This is a genomic window from Pseudomonas sp. LJDD11, from assembly GCF_024584215.1.
Taxonomy (GTDB): domain Bacteria; phylum Pseudomonadota; class Gammaproteobacteria; order Pseudomonadales; family Pseudomonadaceae; genus Aquipseudomonas.
In genome coordinates, this window is record NZ_JANJFL010000016.1 from 106,780 (window position 1) to 131,113 (window position 24,334).

Genomic DNA, 24,334 nt, shown 5'->3' on the forward strand with positions numbered 1-24,334 from the left:
TGACAACAAGGATCTGTGCCAATGACCTTAACGACTCAACGCCCGCGCATCGGCATCATCGGTACCGGTGCGATCGGCGGTTTTTATGGCTTGATGCTGGCGCGCGCCGGCTTCGACGTGCATTTTTTACTGCGTAGCGAATTCGCTGCCGTGTGCCGGCAGGGGTTGCGGGTCGACAGCCAGGTACACGGCCCCTTGCTGCTTGCACCGGTCAATGCCCACCGCAGCGTTGCCGACATGCCGCCCTGCGACTGGTTGCTGGTCGGCGCCAAATCGACCTCTAACGCTGACCTGGCTCCGTTGATCGCCCAGGCCGCCGCGCCTGGCGCGCGGATTGTGCTGTTGCAGAACGGTCTCGGTGTCGAAGACCAATTACGTGCCTTGCTGCCCGAGACCCTGCATATTCTTGGCGGGCTGTGTTTCATCGCGGTGTACCGCCAGGCGCCCGGTGTCGTCGTGCATCAGTCCGGTGGTGCGGTCAACCTGGGCTATCACAGTGGTCCGGCAAGCGAGTCGGCGCAGCGTCAGGCGGTGGTCGAGGAGGGCGCAGCATTACTGCGCGCTGCCGGGGTGGACAGCCAGGCCATGGCAGATCTGCAGCAGGCGCGCTGGCAGAAGCTGGTCTGGAATGTGCCTTATAACGGGTTGTCGGTGGTGCTGCAGGCGGGTACCGGGGCACTGATGAATGACCCGGCTGTTCGCGAGCTGATTGTGAGCCTGATGAATGAAGTGATTCAGGGCGCTGCTGCCTGTGGCCATGTGCTGCCGGAGCAGTATGCCCAGACCCTGTTCAGCTTTACCGAAAAAATGCCCGACTACTGGCCGAGCATGTACCTCGATTACCGTGAGCGGCGCCCGCTGGAGCTACAGGCCATTTACAAAGCACCGCTGAACGCAGCCCGTGCCGCCGGATGTGACATGCCACAGGTGCGCATGCTGTATCAGGCGCTGACATTCATCGATCGTCGTCAACGGGCGGATGTGCCAGCCGCCCTGGCATAAGCTGATACGGGCATGGCGGACCGGTGCCAGGTTCGCCGCCGCATTGGTAGGGCGCTGCTAAGCTCAATCAATCTCCGCCATTTCTGGCAGTCCGGGAGGCCGTATGATTCGTTCGATGCTGTATGCCACAGATCTCGGTCTGTACGCGCCTTACGTGACGCAACATGCGTTGGCACTGGCTCGAACCTTCAATGCGCGGCTGCACGTCATCCATGTTGTCGAGCCGCTGGGGCTGTTCGCCGAGTCGGTGCTACAGAGCTATCTGGGTGATGAAGCACTCCGGCAGTTGCACGGCAAAGGCGTGAGTACATTCATGGAAGGCATAGAGCAACGGATGCTCGACGGGTTTCGTGAAGAGCTGGGCGAAGGGCATCAGGACCTGTCCTTCATCCGCACGGTGCGAGTCGTGCAGGGCGATCCTTCCAATGTGATTCTCGAACAGGCACGTGAACTGGCTGTAGACCTGCTGGTCATCGGCAGTCATAGCCGAATGGTCGGGGAGGGCGCGCCGATCGGGCGTACCGTTGCCCGGGTTTTGCAGTATTCGGTTGTACCGGTTTACATGGTGCCCATGATGCAGAGCGGGCAGTGATGAAAAAATTGATGGTCTGAAGTGAAATCGCGCGTGCCATTACCGCGTAAAGGTGATAAAAAGTTCTAGCTTTCTAACTCAGACCATTAATACAGTTATATACCGTCGCTGATGCCCATCTGCTTGAGGGATACCTATGAAGCTTCAACAACTGCGCTATATCTGGGAAGTGGCGCACCACGACCTCAACGTTTCGGCGACGGCCCAGAGCCTGTACACCTCCCAGCCGGGGATCAGTAAACAGATTCGCCTGCTCGAAGACGAACTGGGCGTGGAAGTCTTTGCCCGCAGCGGCAAGCACCTGACCCGGGTCACCCCGGCTGGCGAGCGGATCATCACGACCGCAGGCGAAATTCTGCGCAAGGTCGAGAGCATCAAACAGATTGCCCAGGAATTCTCCAACGAGAAGAAAGGCACCCTGTCGATTGCCACGACCCATACCCAGGCGCGCTATGCCCTGCCGCCGATCATTGGCAGTTTCATCAAGCAGTATCCGGATGTGGCCTTGCACATGCACCAGGGTTCACCGACACAGATCGCCGAGATGGCTTCTGATGGTACGGTGGACTTTGCGATTGCCACCGAAGCGCTGGAGCAGTTCGGTGATCTGATCATGATGCCGTGCTATCGCTGGAACCGTTGTGTGGTAGTGCCGCAGGGGCATCCGCTGACCAAGGCGCCGAAACTGACCCTGGAATTGCTTGCCGAGTACCCGATCGTAACCTACGTGTTCGGCTTCACTGGCCGTTCAAAGCTCGACGAAGCATTCAGCAATCGTGGCCTGGTGCCCAAGGTTGTGTTCACTGCGGCTGACGCCGACGTCATCAAAACCTATGTGCGGCTGAACCTGGGGGTGGGGATCGTCGCGCACATGGCGGTCGATGAGGAGCTGGACAAGGATCTGGTGGCGCTGGATGCCAGCCATCTGTTCGAATCGAGCGTGACCAAGATCGCCTTCCGTCGCGGTACCTTCCTGCGCGGCTTCATGTGCGACTTTATCGAAAAATTCGCCCCGCACCTGACCCGTGAAATGATGGCCAAGGCCATTCATTGCCATAACAAGCAAGAGCTTGAAGAGCTGTTCGCCGGCGTGGAATTGCCTGTTCACTGACAAATATCAAAGTGAACAACTGTAGGAGCGACCTCGGTCGCGAAAGAGCCGATACAGCCTCCGCATTTGCGGCGTCTGGCCAATCTTCGCGACCAAGGTCGCTCCTACGGCAGCTTGCTCAAGCCTTGCTGATCAAATTGCCAGCGTGCAGCCCGCATTCTTTCTGGGTCGACTCTTCCCACCACCAGCGGCCTTCGCGCTCGTGCTGGTTCGGCAGCACCGGGCGGGTGCAGGGTTCGCAGCCGATGCTGATGAAGCCGCGTTCGTGCAGGCTGTTGTAGGGCAGTTCCAGCATGCGGATATAGCCCCACACTTCTTCACTGCTCATCTGTGCCAGCGGGTTGAACTTGTACAGTGGGCGCTCTGGGGTCGAGAACGCACCGTCGATTTCCAGGGCGGCAACCTGGCTGCGGGTGCCCGGGCTCTGATCGCGGCGCTGGCCGGTGGCCCAGGCTTTCACTGTGCTCAGCTTGCGGCGCAGCGGTTCGATCTTGCGCACACCGCAGCATTCACCGTGGCCATCCTTGTAAAAGCTGAACAGGCCCTTTTCGCGTACGAAAGGCTCAAGCTTGCTGTGATCCGGCGAAATGATATCGATGTCGATGGCGTAGGTCTCGCGCACCTTGTCGATGAAACGGTAGGTTTCCGGATGCAGACGGCCGGTGTCGAGGCTGAAGACCTTGACGTTCTTGTTGATCTTCCAGGCCATATCCACCAGCACCACGTCTTCGGCACCGCTGAACGAGATCCACAGTTCATCGCCGAAGTGAGTAAAGGCCAGTTTAAGGATGTCCTGGGGGGATTTGTTGGCGTACGCCGCGGCCAGTTCGGCAACGTCGAATGGTTGGCTCATCAGGTGTGTTCCTAGTACTGAGGTGGCGCTTAAGCGCTCGTGGTGGCGGCCATGGTAACAAAAACTGTCTGAGTGTGAGCGCGTTGCCCCCGCGTGGAGCCTGACAGTGGCGAGGTTTTTTCCAGATGCGACGTCAGCTTGCGCTGTGGCGACATTAGCCTCTAAAGTGCCGCTTCTCTCAAGATCCATTCAAGGAGTGTTCTGTGGAAATTGCCTGTCTCGACCTGGAAGGTGTGCTGGTTCCGGAAATCTGGATCGCCTTTGCCGAAAAAACCGGTATCGAAGCCCTGCGGGCAACCACTCGGGACATTCCCGACTACGACGTGCTGATGAAGCAGCGCCTGCGCATTCTTGACGAGCATGGCCTGAAGCTGTCCGATATTCAGGCAGTGATCGGCACCCTCAAGCCGCTCGACGGCGCCGTGGAGTTCGTCGACTGGCTGCGCGAGCGCTTTCAGGTGGTCATCCTCTCGGATACCTTCTACGAGTTCTCGCAGCCGCTGATGCGTCAACTGGGCTTCCCGACCCTGCTGTGCCACCGCCTGATCACTGACGAGACGGATCGGGTGATCAGCTATCAATTGCGCCAGAAAGACCCCAAGCGCCAGTCGGTACTGGCCTTCAAGAGCCTGTACTACCGAGTGATCGCGGCCGGCGATTCGTACAACGACACCACCATGTTAGGGGAAGCCGACGCCGGAATTCTGTTCCATGCGCCGGACAACGTGATTCGCGAATTCCCGCAGTTCCCGGCGGTGCATAGCTTTGAGGACTTGAAGAAAGAGTTCATCAAGGCGTCGAATCGTGAGTTGAGCCTGTAGGGCGGGCACCGCCGGGCTTCTTCAGCGGCGCAAGCTTTCGCCGCTGAACCGGCTCCTACAGGCTCTCCAGGGTACGCAGTAGCACACCGACTTTGGTAAAGCATTCCTGATATTCCGCCTCGCATTGCGAGTCGGCAACGATGCCGCCGCCGGCCCAGCAGGACACCTTGCCATCCTTGACCAGCAGGCTGCGGATGGCAATCGAGCTGTCCATTTCGCCGCGCACGTCCAGATACAGCAGCGAGCCGCAGTACAGGGCGCGGCGCTGTGGTTCCAGTTCATCGATGATCTGCATGGCCCGGATCTTGGGGGCGCCGGTGATGGAGCCGCCGGGAAAGCTGCCGCCGAGCAAATCCAGGGCGTCACGGTCGGCGGCCAGTTCGCCGGTGATGCTGCTGACCAGGTGGTGCACGTTGGGGTAGCTTTCGATGCTGAACAGCTCCGGCACCCGCACCGAGCCGGTCCGGCAGTTGCGGCCCATGTCGTTGCGCAGCAGGTCGACGATCATCAGGTTTTCTGCACGATCCTTCGGGCTGGCCAGCAACTCATCGGCCAGCCGCTGGTCTTCGTCAGCGTCCAGGCTGCGTGGCCGGGTGCCTTTGATGGGGCGGGTTTCAACCTGGCCTTGGTGCACCTGAACGAAGCGCTCCGGCGATACGCTCAGCAGCGCAGCACCTTCGGCTAACGGTATATAGCCCGAGAAGGGCGTCGGGCAGGCTTCGCGTAGAGCGGTATAGGCCGCCCACGGATCACCCGAGCAGGTGGCCTGGAAGCGTTGGGTCAGGTTGACCTGATAGCAGTCGCCTGCCTGAATGTAGTGCTGCAGGCGGGTAAACGCTGCGCGGTACTGGTCGGCGCTGAGGTTGGCGGCAAACGGGCTGTGCAGCCGGAAGGTGTCAACACGGTTATCGCCCGGTTGGCTGAATAGCTCGATCAGCCGCTGGCGCTCGGTGCTGGCCAGGGCGGGATGAAACATCAACTGGCTGGTAGCGGCCTGATGGTCGCTGATCAGTGCCCAGGCATACAGCCCTATTTGGGCGTCTGCCAGTTGCAGGTCGTCCACCGACTGGCCCGGCAGGGTTTCCAGACGACGGCCGAAGTCATAGCCCAGGTAGCCCATCAAGCCGCCTGCGAAAGGCAGCTCGCAGCCTGTCGGCAGGTCGGCGCTGCCAAGTTGGGTCAATGCCTGGCGCAGGCGTTGCAGGAATGCCTCGCCGCTTTCCTGCTGTTGGCATTGCAGGGTTTCCAATGGCCAGGCGCTGCACAGGTCAAAGCGGCCGCGCTGCGCCGTCGGCCGACCACTGTCGAGCAACACGGCGCCGGGCGCCTGGCGAATCCTGGCGAAATAGACACCCGGATCAGGGGAGTACGGCAAAGGGTGCAGCGTGCAGGTTGGCATGCGTGACTACGATCAACGACGGAAAGGCGCTGATTGTAATCACCGGCGCCCCATCAGGACAGACCCCTGTCGTTGTCTGGCTGGCGCGCGAAGTATGCGGGTCAGGCGGGCACGTGGCCAAACAGCTGCTGAACGAACCTAACCCGTTGCTCCGGGGTTTGTTGTTCATCGTTGAGCGCCAGCTTTTCCAGATGCGCTTCAATGGCATGGGTGCGCAGAGTCAGGCCGCAGTCATTGGCAATCTGGATGTTCAGGCCGGGGCGGGCATTGAGTTCGAGAATCAACGGGCCTTTTTCCTGGTCCAGCACCATGTCGACGCCGATATAGCCCAGGCCGCACAGCTCGTAACATTCGGCCGCCAGCTTCATGAACCCGTCCCAATAGGGCAGTTGCACCCCATCCACCGCATTGGCGGTGTCGGGGTGTTTGCTGATGATGCGGTTCAGCCAGGTGCCTTTGAGGGTGATGCCGGTGGCCAGGTCGACGCCCACGCCGATGGCACCCTGGTGCAGGTTGGCCTTGCCGCCGGACTGACGGGTCGGCAAACGCAGCATGGCCATCACCGGATAGCCCATTAGCACGATGATGCGAATGTCGGGCACACCTTCATAGCTGATGCTCTTGAAGATGGTGTCGGGAATTACCCGGTATTCGATCAGCGCCCGGTCGCGATGGCCGCCCAGCGAATACAGGCCGGTGAGGATGCTGGAAATCTGGTGCTCGATCTCCGAACGGCTGACCAGTCGCCCGGAGACACTGCGAAAGCTGTCCTCGAAACGGTCGGCGATGACCATGATGCCGTCGCCACCGGCACCTTGGGCCGGCTTGATAACGAAATCATCATGGCCACCGATGATCTCGTCCAGACGGTCGATTTCCTTCTCGGTGGAGATCACGCCGTACATCTGCGGCACATGAATGCCGGCGCTGATGGCGCGCTCCTTGGTGATGATCTTGTCATCGACAATCGGGTACAGGCTGCGCTTGTTGTACTTGAGCACGTAGTCGGCGTTACGCCGGTTGATGCCCATGATGCCGCGCGCTTGCAGTTCCTTCCAGGTCTTCCACCAGCCAATCATTTGGCGTCTTCCTCTTTTAGGAAGGCGCGAAAACGAACCAGCTCGGTCAGGCGATAACCGCGGTAGCGACCCATGGCAAGCATGAAGCCGACCAGCACCAGCAGGATGGCCGGGAAGGTGAACACAAAGTAGGTCAGCTCCGGCACGGTCATGATCAGGTAGGCCAGCGAGGCGGCGAACAGGGTGCCCACCCCGACTTTCATGGCATGGCTGGCGCCGCGCTCTTCCCAGGTGATCGACAGCCGTTCGATGGTCATGGTCAGGATCACCATCGGGAACAGCGATACCGACAGGCCGCGTTCGATGCCCAGCTTGTGACTGAACACGCTGATGACCGCGATCAGTACCACCACGAAGGTCAGCACCACCGACAGGCGCGGCAGCATCTGTAGCTTGAGATGCTCAAGGTAAGAGCGCAGTGACAGGCCCAGCGCGGTGATCACGGTAAACAGCAGGATGCCGAAGTCCAGCTGGGTCTCGCGAAAGGCCAGGGCGATCAGGACCGGTGTGAAGGTGCCCAGGGTCTGCAGGCCGATCAGGTTGCGCAGCACCAGAATCACCAGCACGCCGATGGGGATCATGACCATGATCATGAAGCTCTGCTGGGTTTGTAGCGGCAGGCCGTACAGCGAGTAGGAAAGAAAGTCGGCGTCGGTGTTTTCATCGGTGAGCTGGGCCAGGCGGATGGCGTTCATCTCGCTGTTGCTCAGGGTGAAGCTCACCGTGGCCTTGCGGGCGCCATCCACGCTGACCAGCGGCTCGTCGCCAGTCCACCACAGCAGGCGATCGCCCGGCAGGCCGGACTCACCGGTCAATGGGTTGAAATACAGCCAATCCTTGCCGTTGAAGCTGCGCAGCCACAGTTCCGGAGTCTGCGGGGTGCCTGCTTCGAGGCGAATGGTGTGTACCTTTTCCATTGGCACATGCGCGATCGACAGCAGCAGGTCGACCACCTGGGCCTTGCGGGCCGGCGACGGATCGCCTCCGAGCAGCAACTTGGCGTTATCGTCGTTGCTGTTGTTGACCCGCTTGATCGCCTCGCTGACGAAGGTTTCGACATCCGCCGAGTGCTGGCGGATGGGGGCCAGCAGGGCGTCGGCGGCGATCTTCTCGGCCCCTTCTACCGGCAGGCTATCGCGGAAAATCGGGCCTTTGGGCTTGGGTTTGTCAGCGCTGTAGCGTTTGGTCAGCACCAGCCGGTAGTACAGGGTCTGGTTACCGTTGGCGCGGCGCGATGACCAGGTGGCCTTGCGGTTGCCGTCGACGCGATTGACGCTGACCCCATAGTTATTGGCGATGAAGCTCTCGTTGAGGCTGATGTAGTCCTGGTTCAGCGGCGGAACGAACATCTGCACTTTGACCGACTCTTTGGCGTTGGCGAGGAATTCGATCTTGGCGTCGATATTCCACAGGTCGTCGGTTTCGTCTTCGGTCATCGGGATGCCGAGCACCAATACCTGCCAGGCCGTGATCGCCAGGCCCAAGGTGACCAGGACGCCGATCAGGATTTTCAGGTGAAGGGTAAGAGCGCGCATGGGATTACTCTGCGTGTTGAGCGATTTTGGCGGCACAGGCAGGTTTGCCGGCGGCGTATTTCAAGCTGGGGTCGACCATCGCGTTGAAGCGTTTGAGTGCGTCGGCGCCAATCAAAAGCGGGTATTGGAAAGCGCGGCGGTCGGTCAAGTTCACTTCCAGGTGACGTAAATCTTCACCCAGGCAGACGTCCAGGCTGATCACCGGCCTGGCGCTGTACTGCTGTTCTTTATTGGCGCCCATATCATCGGCGCGGCGCTTGATCTGGCCGACCCGCAGCAGCGGTTTCTCGATGGGGTGGGCATGAGCCTTGTCGATGGCCAGGTAGAAGCGCACCCAGCGTTGCCCGTCACGGGTGAAATACGAGATGTCACGGGCGCTCAGTGAGGCGGTGACAGCACCGGTGTCGAGCTTGGCGGGCACATCAAGGTCGATTTCCGGCAGCCGGGCGTATTCGTTCAGGCCGTAGACCGATCGGTCGGCAGCGAGTGCGGGTAGGGGCAGTATCAGCAGGCAGAACAGAAAAAAGCGGGTCATTGGGTCCTGGTACATCGGAGAAAAACGGTGACAGCCTCAGACCCGCAGCGGGGCTATGGGTTCGCAGGTCATGTAAAGAGGGGCAAAAAACGCCGGGCATTCTAACATGAAGCCTTTATGACGCCAGCCAACTGCCAGCTATCATTGTTTCGTCCGGTATTAGACGATTGTCGACAATCCATGTATTTGTTTTGACGTATTTCCTATCGTTGGCTAGATTGTCGGGTATGTGAAATCAAAGGTGTCGACAATATGCTGGATGTGGTTGAGCCGTTGCCGCCAGCCGGCGTACCTGCCGGGCAAGAAACTGAAACACTTTCCGAGAATGTGTTCCGGCGTATCCAGGCCGCTATTGTCAGCGGCGAAATCGCCCCCGGCAGCAAAATCTCTGAACCGGAGCTGGCGCGCACCTACGGCATCAGTCGTGGTCCGCTGCGTGAGGCAATTCACAGGCTCGAAGGCCAGCGCCTGGTCGTGCGGGTGCCGCACGTCGGGGCGCGGGTAGTGTCGCTTACCCATGCGCAGATGATCGAGCTGTACCAGATCCGTGAGTCGCTGGAAGGGTTGGCTTGTCGGCTGGCGGCCGAGCGGATGAGCGAGGCGCAGATCCAGCAATTGCGCGACGTGCTGCATACCCATGAGCACGACGCAGCGTTCCAGGCCGGGCTGGGCTACTACCAGCAGGAGGGCGATTTTGATTTCCACTACCGGATCATTCAGGGCAGCGGCAACCAGACCCTGAGCCAGATGCTGTGCGGCGAGCTGTATCAGTTGGTGCGCATGTACCGCATTCAGTTCTCCACGACACCCAATCGTCCCCGCCAGGCCTTTGCCGAGCATCATCGCATTCTCGATGCGATCGCCGACCGTGATGGCGAGCTGGCCGAACTTTTGATGCGCCGCCATATCGGCGCCTCCCGACGCAATATCGAGCGGCATTACCAGGCCGCCCCCGACCGAGGTGAAGCATGAGTCACGTCCATACCAGTCCCGGCCAGCGCCTGCGCGATGCAGTGGCCAGCGAGCAGCCCCTGCAAGTGGTGGGCACCATTAACGCCAACCACGCCCTGTTGGCCCAGCGCGCCGGGTTCAAGGCTATTTATCTGTCAGGTGGCGGGGTAGCGGCAGGTTCGCTGGGCTTGCCGGATCTGGGGATTTCGGGTCTTGAAGACGTGCTGATCGATGTGCGGCGTATCACCGATGTCTGCGATCTGCCGCTGCTGGTGGATGCCGACACCGGCTTCGGCTCGTCGGCCTTCAATGTGGCGCGGACCGTACGCTCGATGATCAAGGCCGGTGCCGCCGGCATTCATATCGAGGACCAGGTCGGCGCCAAGCGTTGCGGCCACCGGCCCAACAAGGAAATCGTCTCCCAGCAGGAGATGGTCGACCGCATCAAGGCCGCAGTGGATGCCCGTACCGATCCTGGCTTTGTGATCATGGCACGCACCGACGCGCTGGCGGTTGAAGGTCTGGACGCGGCGCTGGAACGCGCGGCGGCCTGCATTGAAGCCGGGGCCGACATGGTGTTCCCGGAGGCGATCACCGAGCTTTCCATGTATCAGCAGTTCGCCAGCCGGGTCGGCGTGCCGATCCTGGCCAATATCACCGAATTCGGTGCCACGCCGCTGTTCAGCACTGACGAGTTGCGTGAGGTGGGCGTAGGCCTGGTGCTTTATCCGCTGTCGGCGTTCCGCGCGATGAACAAGGCCGCAGAAAACGTATTTAACGCCATCCGCCGCGACGGCACGCAGAAGAACGTGATCGACACCATGCAAACCCGCATGGAGCTGTACGACGCGATCGATTACCACCGCTTCGAGCAAAAGCTTGATGCGCTGTTTGCCCAGAAGAAGGGCTGAACCAGGTACAGCTCGGTCAGGCGTCTGTACGTCGGTAGGAGCTGGCATGCTAGCCAAGACTGCGGCACATATGCAGCAGATGCTGTGGCTATCGCGGCCCCTTCGCGAGCAAGCTCGCTCCTGCAGATGATCGTCGCAAGACTGTGAACAACCCGAAAAGATTGCCCATTCCCAGAAAAAACAGATAACCGGAGAATGTCATGGCTGAAGCAAAAGTATTGAGTGGCGCCGGCCTGCGTGGTCAGGTCGCCGGCCAGACTGCCCTGTCCACCGTCGGCCAGTCCGGCGCCGGGCTCACCTACCGTGGTTACGATGTACGTGAACTGGCCGCAGGCGCCAGTTTCGAGGAAGTCGCTTACCTGCTGCTGGACGGTGAACTGCCGACTCAGGCGCAGTTGGCCGATTACCAGCAGCGCCTGAAAACACTGCGCGACCTGCCGCAAGCCTTGAAAGAAGTGCTTGAGCGTATCCCGGCCAGCACCCATCCGATGGATGTGATGCGCACGGGCGCGTCGATGCTCGGCACCCTTGAGCCGGAGCAGGGTTTCGACCAGCAACGCGCCGCCACCGACCGCCTGCTGGCGGCCTTTCCGGCGATCATGTGCTACTGGTATCGCTTCAGTCACGACGCTCAACGCATCGACTGCAGCAGCGATGAGCCGGACCTGGCCAGCCATTTCCTGCGTCTGCTCTCGGGCAAGAGCCCCAGCGAGCTGCATCGCAAAGTGATGAACGTCTCGTTGATTCTGTACGCCGAGCATGAATTCAATGCCTCGACCTTTACCGCTCGGGTGTGTGCCTCGACCCTGTCGGACCTGTTCTCCTGTGTCACGGCTGCGATCGGCACGTTGCGTGGCCCGCTGCATGGCGGTGCCAACGAAGCTGCAATGGAAATGATCCAGCGCTTTGGCTCGGCAGAAGAGGCCACTGAAGGCACGCTCGGCATGCTGGCCCGTAAAGAAAAGATCATGGGCTTTGGCCATGCGATCTACCGTGATTCGGATCCGCGCAACGAGGTGATCAAGGACTGGTCACGGCAACTGGCCGCGCAAGCAGGCGATACCGTGCTGTTCCCGGTGTCCGAGGCCATTGACAAGGTCATGTGGGACGAGAAGAAGCTGTTCCCCAACGCCGACTTCTACCATGCTTCGGCGTACCACTTCATGGGTATCCCGACCAAGCTGTTCACGCCGATCTTCGTCTGCTCGCGGCTGACTGGCTGGGCCGCGCATGTGTTCGAGCAGCGGGCCAATAACCGCATCATCCGCCCCAGCGCGGAATATACCGGCGTCGCGCAGCGGCCTTTCGTGGCGCTGGAGCAACGCTGAACGGGCAGGGAGGCCAACCATGAGCCTCCCACCCTTAAATCCTACCGTGACCGAGTCTGCGCCCCATGAATCTTCAATACCGCAAACCTCTGCCTGGTACCGCGCTCGAGTATTTCGATGCCCGTGAAGCGGTGGAGGCCATCAGCCCCGGTGCCTGGGCGGGGCTGCCATACACCTCGCGGGTGCTGGCAGAAAACCTGCTGCGCCGCTGCGCGCCAGCCAGCCTCCGTGCGTCATTGAGCCAATTGATCGAGCGTCGCCGCGACCTGGATTTCCCGTGGTTCCCGGCACGGGTGGTGTGTCATGACATCCTCGGCCAGACCGCACTGGTGGATCTGGCCGGGCTGCGCGATGCGATCGCTGATCAGGGCGGTGACCCGGCGCGGGTCAACCCGGTGGTGCCGGTGCAACTGATCGTCGACCATTCGCTGGCCGTGGAATGCGGCGGCTATGACCCGCAGGCGTTCGAAAAGAACCGTGCCATCGAGGACCGCCGCAACGAGGATCGCTTCCACTTCATTGACTGGACCAAAAAGGCGTTCAAGAACGTCGAGGTGATCCCGCCCGGCAACGGCATCATGCATCAGATCAATCTGGAGAAAATGTCGCCGGTGGTGCAGGTGCTTGACGGTGTGGCGTTCCCCGACACCCTGGTCGGCACCGACAGCCACACGCCGCACGTCGATGCCCTGGGGGTGATCGCCATTGGCGTCGGTGGTCTGGAGGCCGAGAATGTGATGCTGGGCCGTGCGTCATGGATGCGCTTGCCGGACATCATCGGTGTCGAACTGACTGGCAGCCGTCAGCCGGGCATTACTGCCACCGATGTGGTGCTGGCCCTGACCCAATACCTGCGCCAGCAAAAGGTGGTCGGTGCGTATCTGGAATTTTACGGCGCCGGTGCCTCCAGCCTGACGCTGGGCGACCGCGCGACCATCTCCAATATGGCACCGGAATATGGCGCCACCGCTGCGATGTTCTCCATCGATCAGCAGACGCTGGACTATTTGCGCCTCACGGGGCGTGAAGAACAGCAAGTGCAACTGGTCGAGCACTACGCGAAGATTGCCGGCCTGTGGTCCGACAGCCTGGCCGAGGTGCAGTACGAGCGGGTATTGAGCTTCGATTTGTCCAGTGTGGTGCGCAGCATGGCCGGCCCCTCCAACCCTCATGCGCGGGTCGCGACCACTGATCTGGCCGCCAAGGGTATTGCCAGTGCCTGGCAGCAAGTGCCGGGGCAGATGCCCGATGGCGCGGTGATCATCGCCGCGATCACCAGTTGCACCAATACCAGCAACCCGCGCAATGTCATCGCGGCCGGGCTGCTGGCGCGTAACGCCAACCGGCTGGGGCTGACCCGCAAACCGTGGGTCAAATCCTCCCTGGCGCCGGGCTCCAAAACAGTGGCGCTGTATCTGGACGAGGCCGGGCTCACATCCGAACTGGAGCAACTCGGTTTTGGCGTGGTGGCGTTTGCCTGCACCACTTGCAATGGTATGTCCGGTGCGCTGGAGCCGCAGATCCAGCAGGAAATCATTGACCGTGACCTGTATGCCACGGCGGTGTTGTCCGGCAATCGCAACTTTGACGGGCGTATCCACCCTTACGCAAAGCAGGCCTTTCTGGCGTCGCCGCCGCTGGTGGTTGCCTATGCCATCGCCGGGACGATCCGTTTCGATATCGAGAACGACGTGCTGGGGGTGGCCGACGGCAAGGACATTCGCCTCAAGGACATCTGGCCCAGCGACGAGGAAATCGACGCTGTGGTGCGCGCCTCGGTCAAACCCGAGCAGTTCCGCCAGGTCTACATCCCGATGTTCGCCATTGAGGCGGATCAAACCGCAGTCGCGCCGTTGTACGACTGGCGGCCGATGAGTACCTATATTCGTCGCCCGCCTTACTGGGAGGGGGCGCTGGCCGGCGAACGCACCCTCAAGGGCATGCGCCCGCTGGCGGTGTTGCCTGACAACATCACCACCGACCACCTGTCGCCGTCCAACGCCATTATGGCCAGCAGCGCGGCGGGTGAATATCTGGCGAAAATGGGCCTGCCGGAAGAGGACTTCAACTCTTATGCGACGCACCGCGGCGATCACCTGACCGCGCAGCGGGCAACGTTCGCCAACCCGCAACTGGTCAACGAAATGGCGGTGGTGGACGGCAAGGTCCAGAAAGGCTCGCTGGCGCGTATCGAGCCGCAAGGCCAGGTCACCCGCATGTGGGAGGCCATCGAAACCTACATGCAGCGCAAGCAGCCGTTGATCATCATCGCCGGCGCCGACTATGGTCAGGGCTCGTCTCGCGACTGGGCCGCCAAGGGGGTGCGCCTGGCTGGCGTCGAGGCCATCGCAGCCGAGGGTTTCGAGCGTATCCACCGCACCAACCTGGTGGGCATGGGGGTGCTGCCGCTGGAGTTCAAACCCGGCACCAACCGTCTGACCCTGGGCATCGACGGTTCTGAAGTGTTCGACGTGGTGGGTGAGCGTACGCCGCGGGCGACCCTTACCCTGGTGATTACCCGGCGTAACGGCGAGCGCCTTGAGGTGCCGATGACCTGTCGTCTGGATACCGCTGAAGAAGTGTCGATCTACGAGGCAGGCGGGGTATTGCAGCGTTTTGCCCAGGATTTCCTGGCCGGCGAGGTGGCTTGATGCCCGGTTGTAATGTTTCGCGGACAAATCCGCCACGATTTCAGGAGACCTGTTGATGGCTCATCCGGCGCAACTCAGAATTCCCGCCACCTACATGCGCGGCGGCACCAGCAAGGGGGTGTTTTTCGTCCTTGATGACCTGCCGCAAGCGGCGCAGGTGGCAGGGCCGGCCCGCGACGCGCTGCTGCTGCGGGTAATCGGCAGCCCCGACCCCTATGAAAAACAGATCGACGGCATGGGCGGGGCGACCTCCAGCACCAGCAAGACGGTGATCCTCTCGCGCAGCCAGCGCGAGGGCCACGACGTCGATTACCTGTTCGGTCAGGTGGCGATCGACAAACCCTTCGTCGACTGGAGCGGTAACTGCGGCAATCTTTCTGCTGCGGTGGGGGCCTTCGCGATCAGCAGCGGGCTGGTCGAGCCGGGCCGTATCCCCCATGACGGCGTGGCCATCGTGCGGATCTGGCAGGCCAATATTGGCAAGACCATCATTGCCCATATTCCGATCAGCGCAGGCCTGGTGCAGGAAACCGGTGACTTCGAACTCGATGGGGTTACCTTCCCGGCGGCTGAGGTGCAGCTGGAGTTTCTCGATCCGGCCGCCGATGAAGACGGCGAGGGCGGTTCGATGTTTCCCACCGGTAACCGGGTCGACGAGTTGCAGATTCCGGGGCTGGGCAGTCTTAACGCCACCTTGATCAACGCCGGTATTCCCACGGTGTTCATCAATGCCCAGGATCTGGGCTACAGCGGCACCGAGTTGCAGGTCGATATCAACGCTGACCCCAAGGCTCTGGCGTTGCTGGAAAGCATCCGTGCCGAAGGCGCGCTGCGCATGGGCCTGATCAGTCAGCTCAGCGAAGCGGCGCAGCGCCAGCACACCCCCAAGGTGGCTTTCGTGGCACCGCCGGCGGACTACAGCGCCTCCAGTGGTAAAACCGTCCGCGCCCAGGACATCGACCTGCTGGTGCGGGCCGTGTCGATGGGCAAGCTGCACCACGCGATGATGGGCACTGCGGCCGTGGCCATCGGCACCGCAGCGGCGGTGCCCGGCACCCTGGTGAACCTGGCCGCCGGCGGCCAGCCGCGCCAGGCGGTGCGTTTCGGTCATCCGTCCGGCACCTTGCGGGTCGGTGCCGAGGCTGTCGAGGTCGACGGCCAGTGGCAGGTGACCAAGGCCATCATGAGCCGCAGCGCGAGGGTGTTGATGGAAGGCTGGGTGCGGGTGCCGGCGGGAGCGGCTTAAGTCGCGCAAGCCTGGCAGCCGCTACAGCGCGGGCCGCTGCAGGTTGAGCCACTCCTGCACAGCCGGATGCTGCCACTGGCGGCTGGTGTACTCCACCAGCGCCTGAGGCACCGGGTCGCCGTTAAGGATCAGGCGGTTGAGGGTGACCGCCAGTTCCACGTCGACAATCGACCAGTTTCCGAACAGGTACTCCCGGCCATCGGCCAGCAGGCTCTGGGCGGCCTTGATCAGCTTGTCGGCCGCAGCCTGCGCATTGGCTGACAACGGGGCGGCGACTTTCTGGCTGTAGAACACCACCAGGGTTGAGCGCTCCTGGCGAATGGGCAGCAGGTCACTGCGCAGCCAGGCCTGAATCTGCCGTGCCTTGGCACGCAACTGACGATCGGTGGGCAATACCGGGCGTTCAGCGAAGCTGTCTTCCAGGTACTCAATGACTGCCGAGGATTCCGAGAGCGCAAAATCGCCCTGCACCAGCGTCGGGACGCGGCGGGTCAGCGACAGGTCTATGTAGTCTGGCGCCTGATGATCGCCGCGGTCCAAATCGAGCGTACGCAACGAGAAGGGCAGGTGCTTCTCACGCAATGTCACGAAAACAGCCAAAGCCCATGGGCTGGTGTAATGGCTGTCGACATATAGCAGCAGGTGGTCGTTGCTCACGGGGCATCTCCTTATGACTTGGGAGTCCACACTAAGCGAGCGTCACCTATAAATAAAATTCTGAATTTCTATGCCGCCATTCCTGGCAGGAATATCAGAGTGACTCGCCGGTTGCGGCATAGTGTCGCGCCCATTGCTTACTTGAAGCGTCTTTCAACGCCTTTTTCCACCAGCACCTTGGCCGAGATCTCTTCCACAGAGAAGTGCGTGGAGTTGAGGTTCGGGATGTTTTCACGGCGGAACAGGTTCTCGACTTCGCGCACTTCAAACTCGCACTGTGCGTAGCTGGCATAACGGCTGTTGGGTTTGCGTTCATGGCGGATTGCAGTCAGCCGGTCAGGGTCGATGGTCAGGCCGAACAGCTTGTTGCGATGGTTCTTCAGTGCGGCGGGCAGCTGCAGGCGCTCCATGTCGTCTTCGGTCAGCGGATAGTTGGCTGCGCGGATACCGAACTGCATGGCCATGTACAGGCACGTCGGGGTTTTACCGCAGCGCGACACGCCCACCAGAATGATGTCGGCCTTGTCGTAATAATGCGTGCGGGCGCCGTCGTCGTTGTCGAGCGCGAAGTTCACCGCCTCGATGCGTTCCATGTAATTGGAGTGTTGACCAATGGAGTGCGACTTGCCCACCGAGTACGAGGAGTGTGAACTAAGCTCTTGTTCCAGCGGGGCGAGAAAGGTCGAGAAAATGTCGATCATGAAGCCATTTGAGGTGGCCAGAATCTCGCGTATTTCCTGGTTGACGATGGTGTCGAAAATGATCGGTCGGGCTTCGTCGCGTTCAGCGGCCTGATTGATTTGCAGGACCATGGCCCGGGCTTTTTCGACGCTGTCGATATACGGCCGGGTGAACTTGTTGAACGGCGTGTTTTCAAATTGCGCCAACAGGCTTTGCCCCAGGGTCTCGGCGGTGATGCCTGTGCCGTCGGAGATAAAGAACGCGGATCGTTTCATTTGCGACGTTAGCCTTAAGCTGATGACGATTCTTGGATATGATAGGCGCGTTTGCTGGCCCTGATGGCCCGCATTCTCGCTTTTTCCAGGCTTGGGCCACAAGCGCCCGGGCACATGAGCTTTTCCGAACAACGCATAACAGTTAGTGGAGAGATCACCTTGGTAGAGTACGTAGTTTCCCTCGATAAGCTCGGCGTCCATGATGTGGAGCACGTGGGAGGCAAGAACGCATCCCTAGGCGAAATGATCAGCAACCTCGCCGGTGCTGGCGTTTCGGTACCTGGTGGCTTTGCCACCACGGCCCAGGCCTACCGTGATTTCCTTGAGCAGAGTGGTCTGAACGATCAGATCCACGCTGCTCTGGATGCTTTGGACGTCGATGACGTCAATGCCCTGGCCAAAACTGGTGCCCAGATTCGCCAATGGATCATGGAAGCCGAATTCCCCGAGCGCCTGAACACTGAAATCCGTGAGGCTTTCGCTGCCCTGTCGGCCGGTAACCCCAACCTGGCTGTGGCCGTGCGTTCTTCGGCCACCGCTGAAGACTTGCCTGACGCGTCGTTCGCCGGCCAGCAGGAAACCTTCCTCAACATCCGTGGCGTGGACAACGTGATCCGTGCGGCCAAGGAAGTTTTTGCCTCGCTGTTCAACGACCGGGCCATTTCCTACCGCGTTCACCAGGGCTTCGACCACAAGCTGGTTGCCCTGTCGGCGGGCGTGCAGCGCATGGTCCGTTCGGAAACCGGTACCGCCGGGGTGATGTTCACCCTCGATACCGAATCCGGATTCCGTGACGTGGTGTTCATTACCGGCGCTTACGGCCTGGGTGAAACCGTGGTGCAGGGGGCGGTCAACCCTGACGAGTTCTACGTCCACAAAGACACCCTGGCCGCTGGCCGGCCTGCGTTGCTGCGCCGCAATCTGGGCAGCAAAGCGATCAAGATGGTCTACGGCGATGAAGCCAAGGCCGGCCGTTCGGTGAAAACCGTTGACGTCGATGCCGCTGATCGTGCCCGTTTCTGCCTGACCGAAGCCGAAGTCACCGAGCTTGCCAAACAGGCGGTGATCATCGAGAAGCACTACAAGGCGCCGATGGACATCGAGTGGGCCAAGGACGGTGACGACGGCAAGCTGTATATCGTCCAGGCGCGTCCCGAGACCGTGAAGAGCCGCAGCAACGCCAACGTCATGGAGCGCTACCTGCTTCAGGAAAAAGGCAACGTGCTGGTCGAAGGCCGTGCCATTGGCCAGCGCATCGGTGCCGGCAAGGTGCGGATCATCAAGGATGTCTCCGAGATGGATCGGGTTCAGGTCGGTGACGTGCTGGTTTCCGACATGACCGACCCGGACTGGGAGCCGGTGATGAAGCGCGCCAGCGCCATCGTCACCAACCGTGGTGGCCGTACCTGCCACGCGGCGATCATCGCTCGTGAGCTGGGTATTCCGGCAGTGGTCGGTTGCGGCAACGCGACCCAACTGCTCAAGGAGGGCCAGGGCGTGACCGTTTCCTGCGCCGAGGGCGATACCGGCTTTATCTTCGAAGGCGAACTGGGCTTTGACATCAAGACCAACTCGGTCGATGCCATGCCTGAGCTGCCGTTCAAGATCATGATGAACGTCGGTAACCCCGACCGTGCCTTTGACTTCGCTCAGTTGCCTAACGAAGGTGTGGGCCTGGCGCGTCTGGAGTTCATCATCAACCGCATGATCGGCGTGCACCCCAAGGCGTTGCTCAACTATGCCGACCTGCCGGCCGACATCAAGGACAGCGTCGACAAGCGGGTAGCGGGCTACAGCGACCCGGTGAGCTTCTACGTCGACAAGCTGGTTGAAGGCATCAGCACCCTGGCCGCCGCCTTTACCCCGAAAAAGGTCATCGTGCGCCTGTCGGACTTCAAGTCCAACGAGTACGCCAACCTGATCGGCGGCAAGCTTTACGAGCCTGAAGAAGAGAACCCGATGCTGGGCTTCCGTGGTGCTTCGCGCTACATCAGCGAGAACTTCCGCGACTGCTTCGAGCTGGAGTGCCGTGCCCTCAAGCGCGTGCGTGAAGACATGGGCCTGACCAACGTCGAGATCATGGTGCCGTTCGTCCGTACCCTGGGCGAAGCCAGCCAAGTGATCGAGCTGCTGGCGGCCAATGGCCTCAAGCGTGGCGAGAACGGCCTGCGCATCATCATGATGTGCGAGCTGCCATCCAACGCCATTCTTGCCGAGGAGTTTCTTGAGTATTTCGATGGTTTCTCGATCGGCTCCAACGACCTGACCCAGTTGACCCTGGGGCTGGACCGCGACTCCGGCGTCATCGCGCACCTGTTCGACGAGCGCAACCCGGCGGTCAAGAAGCTGCTGTCCAATGCTATCCAGGCTTGTAACAAGGCTGGCAAGTACATCGGCATCTGCGGTCAGGGTCCTTCGGACCACCCGGATCTGGCCCGCTGGCTGATGGAGCAGGGCATCGAGAGTGTTTCGCTCAACCCTGATTCGGTACTGGAGACCTGGTTCTTCCTCGCGGAAGGTCAGGATCAGGCCTGATGATGTGATGCGGTGAGCCACTGAGCCGTCTATCTGGTTCAGGACTCGTTGGGAAAAGGCGGTGCTCTCGGAGGCCGCCTTTTTTTACGATCGCTTTTCCCGTCATTTTGTCTCACCGATCAAGAACATTATGCAAAGCAGCAGCTCTCTTTTTCCCGTTGCCCTGATGAGCGCCGAGCGTCGTGGCGATCTGGTCGAGGACGTCTATCGGCTCAAACCGGGCAACAGCCCCGACTCCAGTGTGGAACTGGTCGTGACCCGGCTGGGGCGGGTCGATGGCCCCGAGGTGCGGGGCACACCGGTGATTCTGCTCCATGGCAGCTTTTCCAACCGACGCTTCTGGTATTCGCCCAAGGGGGTTGGTCTTGGGCCTTATCTGGCACGGGCCGGTTTTGATGTGTGGATTCCGGAAATGCGCGGTCACGGGTTGTCGGTACGCAACCAGCGCTACCGCTACAACCGGGTCGCGGATTACGCCCGCTATGACCTGCCGGCGATCGCCAGCTTCGTCAAGGAACTCAGTGCTCAGATACCGCACTGGATCGGTCACTCGCTGGGCGGCACGACCCTGGCGGCGGCGCTTGGCGGGCAGTATCTGGATCAGGACAGTGCGGCCTCGGTGGCGCTGTTCGGCAGTCAGGTCAGCCGTACTTACTGGCCGCTGAAACTGCCACCGGTGCAGTGGTCCGGAAGGCTGCTGCTCAAACCGTTCGAACACATTTCCGGTTCACGTTTCAAGCGTGGCCCGGAGGATGAGCCAATTGGCGTGGCGCTGGAAAGCATGCGCTGGCACGGCTTGTTCGGCCGTTTTGGCGAACGCAACAATAACTGGTGGAGCGGCCTGGCTGAGGTGCGCGTGCCGGTGCTGGCCGTGGCCGCCGCTGGCGATCATCAGGATCCGCCCTGGGCCTGCCGTTTGCTGCTGGAGCGTTTTGGTTCAGCGCAGCGGCAGTTTCTGTGCCTGAGCCGCGAGCAGGGGTTCACGGAAGACTTCGATCACGTGCGCATGGTTGTCAGCAAGGCGGCCCAGGAGCAAGTCTGGCCGCAGGTGCTGCAGTGGCTGCAACGCCAACCGGTGGGCGAGTCGTTGCCTGTGGCAGGGCACGAAGTGGTCGCGCAACAGGTCTGAAAGGTTGGCGGCGCTTGCACAACCGCACCCGGCTGGGTACGGTCGTGTCAGGGCGGCAGCTTGCCGCTCTGATCCTGATAGGGTGGCTCTAAAAACGTAGGCGAGGCAGCCAGCGTAAGGCAAAAACAGGCGAGCAAGCGGAGTTTACGGATTGTAAATGAGCATTGTGAGCCTGTTTTTAACGCAGCGATGGCGCGCGTAACGCCGCAGGCGCCCAGCCAGCAGGTAGTTTTTAGAGGTGCCCATAGCTGTTCCACTGACAGGAGTTACCCCATGCACTACATCACCCCCGACCTGTGCGATGCCTACCCTGAACAGGTCACTGCGCTGGAACCGATGTTCAGTAATTTTGGCGGCCGCGATTCGTTCGGCGGCCAGATTGTCACCGTCAAGTGCTTTGAGGACAACTCGCGGGTCAAGGAACTGGTAGCCCAGGATGGCAAAGGCAAGGTGATGGTGGTTGACGGTGGTGGCTCGCTGCGTTGTGCGCTGCTGGGTGACATGCTCGCCGAGCAGGCGGCCAAAAACGGCTGGGAAGGGTTGCTGATCTACGGCTGTATTCGTGACGTCGATGTGGTTGCCCAGACTGACGTGGGCGTTCAGGCGCTGGCCAGTCATCCGATGAGGTCGACACGTCGTGGGGTTGGCGATGTCGATGTGCCGGTGACTTTCGCTGGTGTGACCTTCCGCCCAGGACACTATCTCTATGCCGACAACAACGGCGTGATCATTTCTGCCTCTGCCTTGCAAATGCCCGAGTAAGCGAACCTCCATGTTTGATGAAGCCAACGCGCAGTGGGGGCTGGTGCATGCCCTCGTGCTGGATGGTCAGGGCGGTGCGCGGCTGATCGCCCGCACCGAGCTTGACGACCTGAAGTTACAACCGCAACAAAGCCTGTGGCTGCACTGGGATCGTGGGCATCCGCAGACCCACGCCTGGTTGCGCCAGGACAGTGGCCTGTCGGAGTTCAACTGCAACCTGTTACTTGAAGAAAACACCCGGCCGCGTCTGTTGTCGTTGCCGGATCAGGAGTTGTTGCTGTTTTTGCGCGGGGTCAATCTCAACCCAGGCGCTGAACCGGAAGACATGGTCTCGGTGCGCATTTTTGCCGCGGCTCAGCGGGTCATCTCCCTGCGTCTGCGACCGCTACGGGCCACGGACGAACTGATCGAGCAGTTGCTCGAGGGGCGTGGCCCGCGGACCGCTTCAGAGCTGATTCTGTGGTTGTCGCAGTTTATGACCGACAAGTTGCAGGACCTGGTGACCGACCTGAGCGAGGCGACCGACGAGGAAGAAGAAAAGAACGACGCCGACGAGTGCTATAACCCCGACCACGGCAAATTGTTGCAGATTCGCCGTCGGGCGGCCGGTTTGCGGCGTTTTCTGGCCCCTCAGCGGGATATCTTCGGCCAGCTGTCGCGTAGCAAATTGCCGTGGTTCGTCGACGACGATGCCGACTACTGGAACGAGCTGAACAACAGCATGACCCGCTATCTTGAAGAACTGGAGCTGACCCGCGAGCGCGTCGGGCTGCTGCTTGATGCCGAAGACCGGCGTTTGAGCGAGCGAATGAACCGCACCATGTACCGCTTCGGCGTGATCACCGGAATCTTTCTGCCGCTGAGTTTTCTGACCGGCCTGCTCGGCATCAACGTCGGTGGCATTCCAGGGGCGGACAATTCGCAGGGGTTTCTGATTGCCTGCGCACTGATCGTGGCGCTGGCGGTGGGGCAGTGGTGGCTGTACCGGCGTCTTCGCTGGTTGTGACGGGCAGCCGGTAATATCGGTGTTGCCGACAGCCGGCGGTCAGCAAGCCTGGGGTAGGGTAGTTGCCAGTTGCAGCGGCCGGATGTGGCCTGCAAGCGGTTTGTGACTCGTTGACCCAAGGTCTCGTCTCTGTGTGACATTGCGATGAGGTGTCCGATGCACGATCCGTTCGAAGAATCACTGCGTGACATGCTCAAGGCGTCGTCCTCCGTGCGCGACGACGATGCCTGTCTGGGCCGTGTCCTGAAAACCGCCAACCGCCAGGTCGGTGCGGGCGTGCTGTTCGGTCTGCTGGGCCGCTGGACGCAAGCCATGATGATTGCCGTGAACAGCGGCAGTGCCCACGTTTCCCCGGTTTCGCGTCGTGCCAAACCTAATGCTCGCCCTGTCGATAAGGCTGATTGAACATGGAATTGGATCTCTGGACCCAGAGTCTCGTGACCGCAATGACTGCGTTGTGGACCAAAATTGCTAACTTCATACCTAACCTGTTCGGCGCGCTGGTTGTCGTGCTGTTGGGCTTTGTGGTTGCCAAACTGCTGGACGCGCTACTGTCACGGCTGCTGGCCAAGTTGGGTCTGGATCGCCTGATGGGCGGCACCGGGCTGACCAAGCTGATCAGCCGGGCCGGCGTAAAAGTGCCGATTTCGACCCTGATCGGCAAAATCGTCTACTGGTTCGTGCTGTTGATTTTTCTGGTTTCGGCTGCAGAATCGCTGGGCCTGCAGCGGGTTTCCGCGACACTGGACATGCTTGCGCTGTACCTGCCGAAGGTATTTGGCGCAGCATTGGTGCTGCTGGTAGGGGTTTTATTGGCACAATTGGCCAATGGTCTGGTACGTGGCGCAGCAGAAGGCGTAGGTGTCGACTATGCTGCAGGGCTGGGACGCGTTGCCCAGGGTCTGGTGATCATCATCAGTATCTCGGTTGCCATCAGTCAGCTGGAAGTGAAAACCGACCTGCTCAACCACGTGATTGTCATTGTGTTGATCACGGTGGGTCTGGCGGTAGCATTGGCGATGGGCCTGGGCAGCCGGGAAATCGCCGGGCAGATCCTGGCGGGTATCTATGTGCGTGAGCTCTATCAGGTTGGCCAGTTCATTCAGGTCGGCGATATCGAGGGGCAAATCGAGGAAATCGGCACCGCGAAAACTACCCTGCTGACCGATGATGGCGAGCTGGTGTCGTTCTCCAACCGTATTCTTCTTGAACAACGAGTAAGCAGCCGTTAAGCGGCTGATTTGCTAATATGTGCCGCCCAAAAATCGTCTGCAC

The 24,334-nt window shown here is 60.8% G+C and carries 22 protein-coding genes; 15 read left to right on the forward strand and 7 right to left on the reverse strand.

The genetic code is table 11. The features are described from left to right. Positions 1 to 21: 21 nt before the first annotated feature. The 3 genes from NRB16_RS18645 to cysB all read left to right on the forward strand — a co-directional run bounded on the left by NRB16_RS18645 (position 22) and on the right by cysB (position 2,705). Positions 22 to 1,002 carry a putative 2-dehydropantoate 2-reductase gene (locus tag NRB16_RS18645; RefSeq protein ID WP_257106652.1) on the forward strand — a complete coding sequence of 327 codons (981 nt, stop codon included), beginning with the start codon at positions 22 to 24 and terminating at the stop codon, positions 1,000 to 1,002. A 103-nt stretch (positions 1,003 to 1,105) separates the two neighbouring features. Further along, positions 1,106 to 1,594: a universal stress protein gene (locus tag NRB16_RS18650; protein ID WP_257106653.1), complete on the forward strand. Its 489-nt coding sequence runs from the start codon at positions 1,106 to 1,108 to the stop codon at positions 1,592 to 1,594. 136 nt (positions 1,595 to 1,730) lie between these two features. Then, positions 1,731 to 2,705, forward strand: coding sequence for an HTH-type transcriptional regulator CysB (gene cysB / locus NRB16_RS18655; protein WP_045491959.1), 975 nt, complete (start codon positions 1,731 to 1,733; stop codon positions 2,703 to 2,705). A 118-nt stretch (positions 2,706 to 2,823) separates the two neighbouring features. Here the strand turns inward: cysB and NRB16_RS18660 are convergent, their stop codons facing one another. Beyond that, complete coding sequence (locus NRB16_RS18660; RefSeq protein WP_253142329.1) at positions 2,824 to 3,558, reverse strand: phosphoadenylyl-sulfate reductase; 735 nt, start codon at positions 3,556 to 3,558, stop codon at positions 2,824 to 2,826. A gap of 203 nt (positions 3,559 to 3,761) precedes the next feature. Here NRB16_RS18660 and thrH point away from each other — a divergent pair, with 203 nt between their 5' ends. Then, positions 3,762 to 4,379 (forward strand): bifunctional phosphoserine phosphatase/homoserine phosphotransferase ThrH, encoded by a 618-nt coding sequence (gene thrH, locus NRB16_RS18665; protein ID WP_045491954.1) that lies wholly within the window; start codon positions 3,762 to 3,764, stop codon positions 4,377 to 4,379. Positions 4,380 to 4,434: 55 nt separating this feature from the next. On the opposite strand, the gene pabB is transcribed toward thrH, so the two are convergent. The 4 genes from pabB to NRB16_RS18685 form a co-directional block, all read right to left on the reverse strand. Next, on the reverse strand, positions 4,435 to 5,778 hold the full coding sequence (pabB, locus tag NRB16_RS18670) for an aminodeoxychorismate synthase component I (protein WP_045491952.1): 1,344 nt from the start codon (positions 5,776 to 5,778) through the stop codon (positions 4,435 to 4,437). A 101-nt stretch (positions 5,779 to 5,879) separates the two neighbouring features. Further along, positions 5,880 to 6,854, reverse strand: a complete 975-nt coding sequence (locus NRB16_RS18675; protein ID WP_162484360.1) for an alpha-L-glutamate ligase-like protein — start codon at positions 6,852 to 6,854, stop codon at positions 5,880 to 5,882. Next, positions 6,854 to 8,392 carry an inactive transglutaminase family protein gene (locus tag NRB16_RS18680; RefSeq protein ID WP_253117746.1) on the reverse strand — a complete coding sequence of 513 codons (1,539 nt, stop codon included), beginning with the start codon at positions 8,390 to 8,392 and terminating at the stop codon, positions 6,854 to 6,856. Before NRB16_RS18680 ends, NRB16_RS18675 begins: the two co-directional genes overlap by 1 nt. A 4-nt stretch (positions 8,393 to 8,396) precedes the next feature. Then, positions 8,397 to 8,927 carry an ATP-dependent zinc protease gene (locus tag NRB16_RS18685; RefSeq protein WP_144403325.1) on the reverse strand — a complete coding sequence of 177 codons (531 nt, stop codon included), beginning with the start codon at positions 8,925 to 8,927 and terminating at the stop codon, positions 8,397 to 8,399. A gap of 252 nt (positions 8,928 to 9,179) precedes the next feature. Here NRB16_RS18685 and NRB16_RS18690 point away from each other — a divergent pair, with 252 nt between their 5' ends. The 5 genes from NRB16_RS18690 (at position 9,180) to prpF (ending at position 16,014) form a co-directional block, all read left to right on the forward strand. Next, positions 9,180 to 9,899, forward strand: a complete 720-nt coding sequence (locus NRB16_RS18690; protein ID WP_045491943.1) for a GntR family transcriptional regulator — start codon at positions 9,180 to 9,182, stop codon at positions 9,897 to 9,899. Beyond that, a complete protein-coding gene (gene prpB / locus NRB16_RS18695; protein ID WP_253117749.1) occupies positions 9,896 to 10,789 on the forward strand; it encodes a methylisocitrate lyase in 894 nt (297 codons plus the stop codon). Before NRB16_RS18690 ends, prpB begins: the two co-directional genes overlap by 4 nt. A gap of 200 nt (positions 10,790 to 10,989) precedes the next feature. Then, positions 10,990 to 12,117: a 2-methylcitrate synthase gene (gene prpC, locus NRB16_RS18700; RefSeq protein WP_257106654.1), complete on the forward strand. Its 1,128-nt coding sequence runs from the start codon at positions 10,990 to 10,992 to the stop codon at positions 12,115 to 12,117. A gap of 65 nt (positions 12,118 to 12,182) precedes the next feature. Further along, the gene (gene acnD, locus NRB16_RS18705) at positions 12,183 to 14,768 is read left to right on the forward strand and encodes a Fe/S-dependent 2-methylisocitrate dehydratase AcnD (protein ID WP_253142332.1); all 2,586 of its coding nucleotides are present in this window, start codon (positions 12,183 to 12,185) and stop codon (positions 14,766 to 14,768) included. Positions 14,769 to 14,823: 55 nt separating this feature from the next. Further along, positions 14,824 to 16,014, forward strand: coding sequence for a 2-methylaconitate cis-trans isomerase PrpF (gene prpF / locus NRB16_RS18710; RefSeq protein WP_045491935.1), 1,191 nt, complete (start codon positions 14,824 to 14,826; stop codon positions 16,012 to 16,014). 21 nt (positions 16,015 to 16,035) lie between these two features. Here prpF and yfcF read toward each other — a convergent pair whose 3' ends face one another. Together yfcF and NRB16_RS18720 are read right to left on the reverse strand one after the other, a co-directional pair. Beyond that, a complete protein-coding gene (yfcF, locus tag NRB16_RS18715; RefSeq protein WP_257106655.1) occupies positions 16,036 to 16,671 on the reverse strand; it encodes a glutathione transferase in 636 nt (211 codons plus the stop codon). Between the two features lie 137 nt (positions 16,672 to 16,808). Continuing rightward, entirely contained in the window at positions 16,809 to 17,627 is an 819-nt protein-coding gene (locus NRB16_RS18720; protein ID WP_045491931.1) for a pyruvate, water dikinase regulatory protein, read from the reverse strand. 159 nt (positions 17,628 to 17,786) lie between these two features. Here NRB16_RS18720 and ppsA point away from each other — a divergent pair, with 159 nt between their 5' ends. The 6 genes from ppsA (at position 17,787) to NRB16_RS18750 (ending at position 24,291) form a co-directional block, all read left to right on the forward strand. Next, complete coding sequence (gene ppsA, locus NRB16_RS18725; RefSeq protein ID WP_045491930.1) at positions 17,787 to 20,162, forward strand: phosphoenolpyruvate synthase; 2,376 nt, start codon at positions 17,787 to 17,789, stop codon at positions 20,160 to 20,162. Between the two features lie 130 nt (positions 20,163 to 20,292). Next, positions 20,293 to 21,291: an alpha/beta fold hydrolase gene (locus tag NRB16_RS18730; protein ID WP_045494861.1), complete on the forward strand. Its 999-nt coding sequence runs from the start codon at positions 20,293 to 20,295 to the stop codon at positions 21,289 to 21,291. 273 nt (positions 21,292 to 21,564) lie between these two features. Continuing rightward, a complete protein-coding gene (gene rraA / locus NRB16_RS18735; protein ID WP_045491928.1) occupies positions 21,565 to 22,053 on the forward strand; it encodes a ribonuclease E activity regulator RraA in 489 nt (162 codons plus the stop codon). Positions 22,054 to 22,063: 10 nt separating this feature from the next. Beyond that, entirely contained in the window at positions 22,064 to 23,059 is a 996-nt protein-coding gene (locus tag NRB16_RS18740; RefSeq protein WP_257106656.1) for a zinc transporter ZntB, read from the forward strand. Positions 23,060 to 23,215: 156 nt separating this feature from the next. Continuing rightward, positions 23,216 to 23,464: a hypothetical protein gene (locus NRB16_RS18745; protein ID WP_045491924.1), complete on the forward strand. Its 249-nt coding sequence runs from the start codon at positions 23,216 to 23,218 to the stop codon at positions 23,462 to 23,464. A gap of 2 nt (positions 23,465 to 23,466) precedes the next feature. Next, positions 23,467 to 24,291 carry a mechanosensitive ion channel domain-containing protein gene (locus tag NRB16_RS18750; protein ID WP_045491921.1) on the forward strand — a complete coding sequence of 275 codons (825 nt, stop codon included), beginning with the start codon at positions 23,467 to 23,469 and terminating at the stop codon, positions 24,289 to 24,291. Positions 24,292 to 24,334 lie beyond the last annotated feature (43 nt).